Raw genomic sequence first — 3,633 nt, 5'->3', positions numbered from 1 at the left:
CGCCGCGCCTTCGGAGGCGGGACGAGCCGCCGCTCGGCCTCTCTCCCCGCCTCAAGGAGGAGCTCGGCGCGGCAATCGGCGAGATTTCCAAAAGCGGGGTGCCCCTGATCGTGGTCGAGCAGGATATCGAGTTCCTCCTCTCCCTCACCGACCGGCTCTATCTGGTGGAGCACGGCGTCGTCGTGCGCGAGATCGACCGAGCGAGCGCGCCCGATGATGAAGAGGTCATGCGGCTCTATTTCGGCGAAGGAGGCACGCATTGATGGATACGCTCCTCGCCACGCTGGTCTCCGGCCTGGTGCTCGGCTCGCTCTATGCCCTGATGGCGAGCGGACTCAGCCTGGTCTGGACGACGCTCGGCGTCTTCAACTTCGCGCATGGGGCGCTGATGATGGTCGGCGCCTTCATCGCCTGGACGGTCAGCGAAGCGGTCGGCGCCGGCCCTGTCGCGGGCGTCGTCGCCGGCACGCTCGGCGCCGGCCTGATCGGCATCGTCATCGAGCGGCTCGTCATCCGGCCGTTCTATGCCAGCCGCAACATGCTGCTCGTCACGGCCATGACGACGCTCGCCGTCACCATCATCCTCGAACGCGGCGCGCAGATGATCTGGGGGCCGCGCCTGAAGCAGCTTCCGCCGCTCGTCGATGGCGAGATCAGGCTGTTCGGCAACGCGATCTCCGCGCATGAAGCCTTGCTGCTGGTGGCGGCGCCCATCATCCTCATCGCGCTGTGGCGCTTCACGGTCTCGAGCAAGATCGGACGCAGCCTGCGCGCCGTCGGCCAGAACCAGGATTCGGCGGCGCTGATCGGCGTCGACGTGCCGACCGCCTTCGCGCTCGCCTTCGCGATCTCGGCGGCACTCGCGGGCCTCACCGGCGCGCTTCTCGGCTCGATCCGCTTCATCACGCCCGCCATGGGCAGCGAGCCGCTGACCAAGGCGATGATCGTCGTCATCTTCGGCGGTCTCGGCAGCCTCGGCTCGACAGCAGGTGCTGCCTATCTGATCGGCTTCATCGAGGCCTTCCTGGTGCTCTGGGTCGGCCTCTACTGGACGCCCTTCGCGCTCTTCCTGCTGATGATCCTCGTCCTCCTGCTCAGGCCGAACGGAATATTCGGAAAGAGATGATGACCAGAAACAACCTCCTGCTGCTTGCGCTCTTCGTGGTCCTGGCTTTCGTGCCGCAGGTCTTCACCGACGGCTATGTCAGGCACCTCTTCATCATCGCCTTCATCTACGCGATCATCGCGTCGAACTGGAACCTCAGCCTCGGTCATTGCGGCATCTTCAATTTCGGCCACATGACCTTCTTCGGCATCGGCGTCTACACGGCGGCGATCCTGACCAAGACCGCCGGCGTCAATCCCTGGCTCGCAATTCCCGCCTGCGCGGTCACGGCGGCGATCTCGGCCGTGATCATGGCGGCGCCGGTCGCCCGGCTCAAAGGCATCTATGTCGTGCTCGTCACCTTCGCGGTCAATCAGCTGATGGTGCAGCTGGTGCTCAGCCAAGCCGACCTGACGGGCGGCGCCAAGGGCCTGGTGCGCCTGCCGTTCCTCACCATCGGCGACTACAGCTTCATCCGCGACTACAAGCTCGGCTATTACTACCTGGCGCTGATCCTGCTCGGCCTGTCCACGGCTTTCCTGATCCTTGTCGCCGGTTCGCCCTTCGGCAAATCGCTGAAGGCAGTGCGCGACGCCGAGGACTATGCGACCGCGCGCGGCATCTCGGTGGCGCGCACGCGAATTTCGGTGCTGGTGCTGAGCGCCATCTTCACCGGCATCGCTGGCGGCTTCTACACCGTCTATCTGCGCGTCGCCTCGCCCGAGGTCTTCGGCTTCGGGACGATGTCGCTGGTGCTCTCGATGGTGCTGATCGGCGGCATCAACAGCGTTCTCGGCCCGGTGATCGCGGCGTTGGCGCTCACTTTCGCCAGCGAAGCCATGGCGGGGATTGGCGGCTTCGAGGACGCGCGCTACATCGTGATCGCGGTCGCCATGATCCTGGTGCTGAGGCTTGCGCCGGGCGGCCTGATCCAGATCCTCGAAAGGCTGGCGCCGACGGGGCAAAAGCCGGCGACGCCGACGAGGAGCCCAGCCTGATCCGGGAGCATCGATAATCATGAGCCAAGAGGAATTCGCCGTCGAAGGCCTAAGCTCGACGGCCAGCATCGTCGTCGACCGCTGGGGCATCGCCCATGTCCGAGCCGAAAGTTTCCTCGACATGTTCTTGGTCCAGGGCTTCAACGCGGCGCGCGACCGGCTCTGGCAGATCGATCTGTGGCGCAAGCGGGGCCTTGGCGTGCTGGCGGCGGATTTCGGCCCAGGTTACCTCGAGCAGGACCGTGCCGCCAGGCTTTTCCTCTATCGCGGCGACATGCAGGCGGAATGGGACGCCTATGCCCCGACGCCGAGTCGATCTGCCGCCATTTCGTCGCCGGCATCAATGCCTATGTCGAGCTCTGCGAACACCAGCCGCACAGGCTGCCGCCGGAATTCGCCGCCCTTGGCACACGCCCGGCGAAATGGCAGCCGGAAGACGTCGTGCGCATCCGCAGCCATTCGCTGATGCGCAACGCCGTCTCGGAGGTGATCCGCTCCAACATCCTTGCGGAGCTCGACGCCGAACTCGACGCGCTCCGGCAGAAGCTGGAACCGCCGCATGACCCGCTTGCCGGCCGTGACCGCCCCGCCCCGCTGCCGCTCGACTGCCTCGACACGTTCAAGCTCGCCATCGCCCCCGTCACCTTCGGCAGCGAAAGGCTGGCGGCCGGCATCGGCGATGCCCGCGCCTGGCGCAAGATGACGCCGCTCGGCGACGTCGTGCGCGACGCCAGCCTGCAGGGCTCCAACAACTGGGTGGTGTCGGGCGCGAGAACCGCCGGCGGCCGGCCCATCCTGGCCAACGACCCGCACCGCACCCATGCGGTGCCGTCGCTGCGCTACATCGTCCACATCGCCTCGCCCGAATTCAACGGCATCGGGGCCGGCGAGCCGGCGCTGCCGGGCATCTCGATCGGCCACAACGGCCATTCGGCCTTTGGCCTCACGCTCTTCCTCGGCCATGACCAGGAAGATGTCTATGTCTACGAGACGCATCCGGAGGATCCCGGCCTCTACCGTTACGGAGACGGCTGGGAGGCTTTTCGCGACATCGGCGAGACCGCCTCGGTCAAGGGTTGCGGAGAGGCCGCGCTCGCCCTGCGTTTCACCCGCCACGGGCCGGTGATCGCCGAATATCCGGACCGGCATCTGGCGGTGGCGATCCGCACTGTCTGGACCGATCCCGGCACGGCCCCCTACTTCAAGAGCATCGCCGCCATGCGGGCGACCAGCTTCGAGGCGTTCCGCGACCATATGGGCGGCTGGGGCGTGCCGGCCGTCAACCAGGTCTATGCCGACGCCAAGGGCGATATCGGCTGGGCCGTCGGCGGGTTCTCTCCCATACGCCCCAACTGGGACGGGCTTCTGCCGGTGCCCGGCGACGGGCGGCATGAATGGCAGGGCTTCCTGCCGGGTCATGCGCTGCCCTTCAGCCACAATCCGGCGAAGGGCTATTTCGCCACCGCCAACGAGTTCAACCTGCCGGCCGATTGGCCGATAGACCAGCCGATCGGCTATGAATGGCTGGAG

3 protein-coding genes and 2 pseudogenes are annotated in these 3,633 nt (G+C 66.4%); all 5 read left to right on the top strand.

What is annotated here, in order from left to right; translation table 11 throughout:
• Window positions 1–263, top strand: a pseudogene (locus EOD07_RS37795) (ABC transporter ATP-binding protein); the annotation flags it as partial.
• The gene (locus EOD07_RS26675) at window positions 263–1,126 is read left to right on the top strand and encodes a branched-chain amino acid ABC transporter permease (protein ID WP_073986587.1); all 864 of its coding nucleotides are present in this window, start codon (window positions 263–265) and stop codon (window positions 1,124–1,126) included. The pseudogene EOD07_RS37795 and the gene EOD07_RS26675, both read left to right, overlap by 1 nt.
• Window positions 1,126–2,103, top strand: a complete 978-nt coding sequence (locus EOD07_RS26670) for a branched-chain amino acid ABC transporter permease (RefSeq protein WP_052468777.1) — start codon at window positions 1,126–1,128, stop codon at window positions 2,101–2,103. The genes EOD07_RS26675 and EOD07_RS26670 overlap by 1 nt, the downstream gene beginning before the upstream one ends.
• A 19-nt stretch (window positions 2,104–2,122) precedes the next feature.
• Window positions 2,123–2,356 (top strand): annotated as a pseudogene (locus EOD07_RS39235) (penicillin acylase family protein); the annotation flags it as partial.
• 32 nt (window positions 2,357–2,388) lie between these two features.
• On the top strand, window positions 2,389–3,633 hold a 1,245-nt coding region (locus tag EOD07_RS26665; RefSeq protein ID WP_206519563.1), incomplete at its 3' end, for a penicillin acylase family protein.

The organism is Mesorhizobium sp. M2C.T.Ca.TU.002.02.1.1 (assembly GCF_003997225.1).
This window is presented reverse-complemented; position numbering and strand designations above follow the sequence as displayed.